Annotated in this window: 7 protein-coding genes and 1 pseudogene; 4 read left to right on the forward strand and 4 right to left on the reverse strand. The window is 63.8% G+C overall.

Annotation, left to right across the window (positions count from 1 at the left end; translation table 11 throughout):
- Window positions 1-420: pseudogene (locus tag KFO72_RS41270) on the reverse strand (hybrid sensor histidine kinase/response regulator); the annotation flags it as partial.
- Between the two features lie 105 nt (window positions 421-525).
- Entirely contained in the window at window positions 526-855 is a 330-nt protein-coding gene (locus tag KFO72_RS41275; RefSeq protein ID WP_054931820.1) for a hypothetical protein, read from the reverse strand.
- Between the two features lie 315 nt (window positions 856-1,170).
- On the opposite strand from KFO72_RS41275, the gene KFO72_RS41280 reads away from it, so the two are divergent.
- Window positions 1,171-1,380, forward strand: a complete 210-nt coding sequence (locus KFO72_RS41280; RefSeq protein ID WP_007583220.1) for a hypothetical protein — start codon at window positions 1,171-1,173, stop codon at window positions 1,378-1,380.
- A gap of 9 nt (window positions 1,381-1,389) precedes the next feature.
- Window positions 1,390-1,674 carry a hypothetical protein gene (locus tag KFO72_RS41285; protein WP_054931819.1) on the forward strand — a complete coding sequence of 95 codons (285 nt, stop codon included), beginning with the start codon at window positions 1,390-1,392 and terminating at the stop codon, window positions 1,672-1,674.
- A gap of 71 nt (window positions 1,675-1,745) precedes the next feature.
- On the opposite strand, the gene KFO72_RS41290 is transcribed toward KFO72_RS41285, so the two are convergent.
- Together KFO72_RS41290 and KFO72_RS41295 are read right to left on the reverse strand one after the other, a co-directional pair.
- Window positions 1,746-2,231: a universal stress protein gene (locus KFO72_RS41290; protein ID WP_054931818.1), complete on the reverse strand. Its 486-nt coding sequence runs from the start codon at window positions 2,229-2,231 to the stop codon at window positions 1,746-1,748.
- A gap of 63 nt (window positions 2,232-2,294) precedes the next feature.
- Complete coding sequence (locus KFO72_RS41295) at window positions 2,295-2,495, reverse strand: hypothetical protein (protein WP_156516760.1); 201 nt, start codon at window positions 2,493-2,495, stop codon at window positions 2,295-2,297.
- A gap of 188 nt (window positions 2,496-2,683) precedes the next feature.
- Between KFO72_RS41295 and KFO72_RS41300 the strand changes: the two genes are divergently transcribed.
- Together KFO72_RS41300 and KFO72_RS41305 are read left to right on the forward strand one after the other, a co-directional pair.
- Window positions 2,684-3,586 (forward strand): GNAT family N-acetyltransferase, encoded by a 903-nt coding sequence (locus KFO72_RS41300; RefSeq protein ID WP_225034506.1) that lies wholly within the window; start codon window positions 2,684-2,686, stop codon window positions 3,584-3,586.
- Window positions 3,587-3,589: 3 nt separating this feature from the next.
- Window positions 3,590-4,516 carry a 2-hydroxyacid dehydrogenase gene (locus tag KFO72_RS41305; protein ID WP_107204206.1) on the forward strand — a complete coding sequence of 309 codons (927 nt, stop codon included), beginning with the start codon at window positions 3,590-3,592 and terminating at the stop codon, window positions 4,514-4,516.
- Window positions 4,517-4,670 lie beyond the last annotated feature (154 nt).

Below are 4,670 nucleotides of genomic sequence, written 5' to 3' on the forward strand. Positions count from 1 at the left end.
GATCTGCTCGACCTTGTCCTGCACGCGGTACACGATCGGGAACTCGCGGGCGACTGTCATGCCGGGCATGCGCCGGCCCACGCTCACGACCATCGCGGAGCTGACGGAAGGCAACTCGCGCACTTCCGCCGCGCGGATATCGGCGAGACGCAGCATGCCTTCGAGTTCGAGCTGGAGTTGCGGCTGGTCGAGCCGCCAGAGCGCTTCGCCAAGACTGTCGCGATAGCTGCGGTCGATATCGACGAGGCGGTTCTCGATCTGCTCGACGCCGCGCTGATAGTCGCGATACAGCTGCACGGCCGTGAGGATCAGCGTGATCGCGCAACTGAACGCGAGCACTGTCCCGAGCAGCCGCAGCACTACGCTGCGCCGCACATAACGGAGTCCGCTCCACCCTGCGTCGAACCTGTCGAGAGCCATATCTCCCTTCGAGTGCTGCCGTTCTGGTTGTCTTATTCTGCACTCGATGCCAAAGCGCGGTCCACCGGCCGGCCCACCGGACATGCGGCTGAAACGTCTGTCCTGCTAACCCGCCGGTTCCGGCAGTTCGCCAGGTACCCTCAGTCTGACCGTGCCCACCGGCCGCCCGACGAGTTCGTCGATCAGATCGGCCATTTCGCACAGCACCTGAAAACCGTGTGCATCGAGCTGGTCCGGGTGATAACGCCGCAAATCGCACATCGTTTCGCCCAGCCGTCTCAGCGCGGCGGGCGTGCTTTCGATCAACGGCCAGCAGTGCATCAGATACGCAAGCGCCGTCACGCTGCGCGATTCGCACCATGTGTCGAACAATTGCAGACAGAGCGAGTTGACCTGCTCTACGACGTTCTCACGCTCGGACAGATAGGCGATCATGAAGCACCGGCTCGACGTTGCATTTCAATGGCTCACATGATCCGCGACCACTATTTGTGTCACAGTCAGCACGCGCTGCAAAACCCGCGTGTGACATCCTGATTCGCGCGTCAGGAAATCCTTAACGCCGGGGCGCGCCGGCAAGCCGCCGCCGATACGTAAAAACCCTTGTACGCCAGCGATTCGTGCTGCGCTTCCCAGGGAAATCCTGACGCTGCAAATCAGCATTTCCTGAATACACAATCCGCCGCCGCCGATTGGTCCTGCATCGCATTGGCCCTAGCATTGGGTCATCGGGCATGGGGGGAGACGCACATGTATGACGACGCTTCGAACGCACTGCCGCTGTACGTGATCGATTTGCGCGCGTGGATCAGCGACTGGTACGACCATGCGTTCAAGGTGGGACTCGTTCACCCGCCGTTTACGCTCGACGAATCGACGGCCGACCGGCTCGAAGGTTATTTCAAGGCTGGACTGACGCCAGCCGAGGGCGCGATTGCGTTCTTCGGCGTCGTGCACTGAGGGCCGGGCATGAGATTCGACGAATTCGACGCGCGGCTGTCGCGGCTGCTACGGGCGATGCCCGACGGAACCATTGCCGAATTGACGGACGGCATGATCGCGTGGTGGGACGGCGCGCGGACCGTCTACGCCTGGATCGGCGACGGCGACCGCGACCATCCGGGCGGGCGCGAACTGGATCTTGCCGACGACTGGGGCCAGTTTCACGACTGGCTCGCGGCATGGATCGACGAGCCGCGCTTCAGCACGCGGCCCGAGAAACTCGGCCGCGATACCGCGCAAACGGGCGCGTAAGGCGCGTTCCGCGCAACGCGCGTTCTTCACGCGCTTCACGCACTTCACGCGCCGCGCCTGCGTTTCCGGCTTCACACGAACGGCGCTTCATCCGCCGCATGCTGCGCGGTCTTTGCGACGCGCTTCTTCATCGACGCCGGATCGCGCACGATCGTCACCGCACATGGCGCGTAGGCGAGCACCTGACGCGCGACGGAGCCTATCAGCCAGCGGTCGAACGGCGTATGCCCGCGATGGCCGACGACGAGATGATCGATGTCGTGCTGCTCCGCGTAGAGCACGATCTCTTTCGCCGGCTGGCCGATCACGAGATCGAACTCGGCGCGATCGTTGGATGACGTGAGCTTCGCCTTGATGTCGTCGAGCACTTCGTTCGCGTGACGCAACTCGTAGTCGACCATTTCTTTTCTTTCGAGCTCGATGGCGCCCCAGTCCGGCGCGCGCGCGACGACGAGCACATGCAGGCGCGCATCGAAGCGCTTCGCCAGATCGACCGCGAACGCGACGGCGTGCCGTGCGGACGGCGAGCCGTCATAACCTGCCAGGATGTTCTGCATGATTCGCTCCCTTCCGGTTTGAACCGGTGCGAGCCTTGATTGAGCGGCAGCCTTCGCTGCTGGTCAGTTGTCGTCGCTGCGGGTCGGAAGATGCTCGTGCGGGACGGGCTCGGCCGCGTCGGCGTCGGGAAGGTCGTCTCTCGCGGGCCTGGCGGGCTGCTTGCCGGCTACGGTTTGCGCGGGGTCGAGAGATTGGGCGGTCGGCTCAGCGGACGGATCGGAGGGCATGGTGTGCTCCTGCGCTGATGGATATCGTACTTCCATGATAGACCGCATTGCGGCGGCTGTTTGCGCGAACCACGGAGCCAGGCACGACGCGCTTTGCTGCACTGCGTGAGACGGCCTGCACGGATGCGCAGATGAACGGCGTGCGCCTGTCGTAGCAGGATCGTCCTAGCCTTCGCGCCGACCCGATGCCAAAGTGACGGGCGTGTCCAGACAGAGGAGCTTTCGTGTCCACGCCCGAACCGCTTTCCGCCCATTCCACGCGTTCCACCCTCGCCACTGTTACCTTGCGTCCCTTCGCGCCGGACGACATCGCTGCCGCGCACGCGCTGTCGCTGGAGGTCAAGTGGCCGCATCGCGCCGACGACTGGCGGCTGGTCGCCGATGCCGGCAGCGGCTTTGTCGCGTTGAGCGAGGGTCGCATCGTCGGCACGGCGCTGTGCTGGAAGTTTGGCGAGCATGGCGCGTCGCTGGGGATGGTGATCGTCTCGCCGGACCAGCAAGGCCGAGGCATCGGACGCGAGTTGATGGAGCGTCTGCTCGAGATGCTCGGCGGACGGACCACGGTGCTGCATGCCACGCCCGCCGGCCAGCCGCTGTACGAAAAGCTCGGCTTCCGCGCTATCGGCACGATCAACCAGCACCAGGCCACCGATTTTCGCATCCCGCAGATCGTGCTGAAACCGGGCGAGCAACTGCGCCCGCTGCGCGCCGCCGACACGCCCCGTCTGATCGATCTTGCTTCGCGCGCGAGCGGGCTCGATCGCAGCGCGCTGTTGCCTGCGCTGCTCGACGTTGCGCAAGGCGTTGCGCTGGAGCGGGATGGCGAAGTGTGCGGCTTCGCGTTGTTGCGGCCGTTTGGCCGTGGACACGCGATCGGGCCGGTTGTCGTCGAGCACGCCGCAGACGAATCGACACGTCGTGCGCAAGCGCTGATCGCGCATTGTCTTGCGGCGAATGCGGGCGCATTCACCCGCATCGATACGCCCGGCGACGGCGGCATGACGCCCTGGCTCGAAGAACTGGGCCTCAAACGCGTCGACACCGTCATCAAGATGTCCCGCAACGGTGCGCCCGCGGGCGATCCTTCCGTCGTGCAGTTCGCCATCGTCAATCAGGCACTGGGTTAAATCATGACGCTTCTCTACAAGGCCGATCCCGAACGCGGCAAGTTGTGGGCGCAGCACTTCGCGCAAAAGGCGCCCGAGATTCCTTTTCGCCTGTGGCCGGACGTCGGCGATCCGGCGGCCGTGCGTTATCTTGCCGCGTGGCAGCCGCCTGACGACCCGGTGCGCACGCTGCCGAATCTCGAAGTGATCTTTTCGGTAGGCGCGGGCATCGATCAGTTCGATCTGTCGCGGGTACCGCCGCATATTGCCGTGGTACGGATGATCGAGCCGGGAATCGTGGAAGGGATGGTGGAGTATGTGACGCAGGCCGTGCTGACCATTCATCGCGATCTGTTCGATTACGCTTTGCAGCAGCGACAGCGGGTGTGGCGTGAGATGCCCGTGCGGGCGGCTTCGACGCGGCGCGTCGGCGTGCTCGGGCTCGGGATGCTGGGCACTGCCGTGCTGGAGCGTTTGCGCCTGTTTGGGTTTCCGTGTGCGGGGTGGAGTCGCTCGGAGCATCGGATCGAGGGTGTGGAGTGTTTTGCGGGCGTTCAGGCGCTCGATGCGTTTCTTGCTCGTTGCGATGTGCTTGTCTGTCTGCTGCCGCTTACCGATGCGACGCGCGGGCTGCTCGACAAGCGTCTGTTCGGCAGGCTGCCGAAGGGCGCTTCGTTCATTAATGTGGGGCGCGGTGCGCAGGTCAATCAGCAGGATCTGCTCGAGGCGCTCGATAGCGGGCAGTTGCAGAATGCCATTCTTGATGTGACTGATCCGGAGCCGTTGCCGGATTCACATCCGTTCTGGACGCATCCGCGGGTGAGGGTTACGCCGCATATTGCTAGTGCTACTCGGCCTGAGGGCGCTGTTGATGTGGTTTTGGAGAATATTCGGCGGCGGAGTGGTGGGTTGGCGATGGTTGGGGAGGTTGATCGGAAGCGAGGGTATTAGGTTTTTTTTGTCTGCGACGCTAGGGCGTGGGTTTTGGTTTTGGCTGCGCAGGCGGTCTTTTTTGCGTTTGCGGTGGAATCCGCGATTTGCTTTTTGCTGTCGCTGGCATCCGCGATGCGTTATCTAGCTTCAAGCGTCGCCCCTGTGCGGGGCG

This window comes from Paraburkholderia sp. XV (assembly GCF_020177535.1).
GTDB classification, from domain to species: Bacteria; Pseudomonadota; Gammaproteobacteria; order Burkholderiales; family Burkholderiaceae; genus Paraburkholderia; species Paraburkholderia caribensis.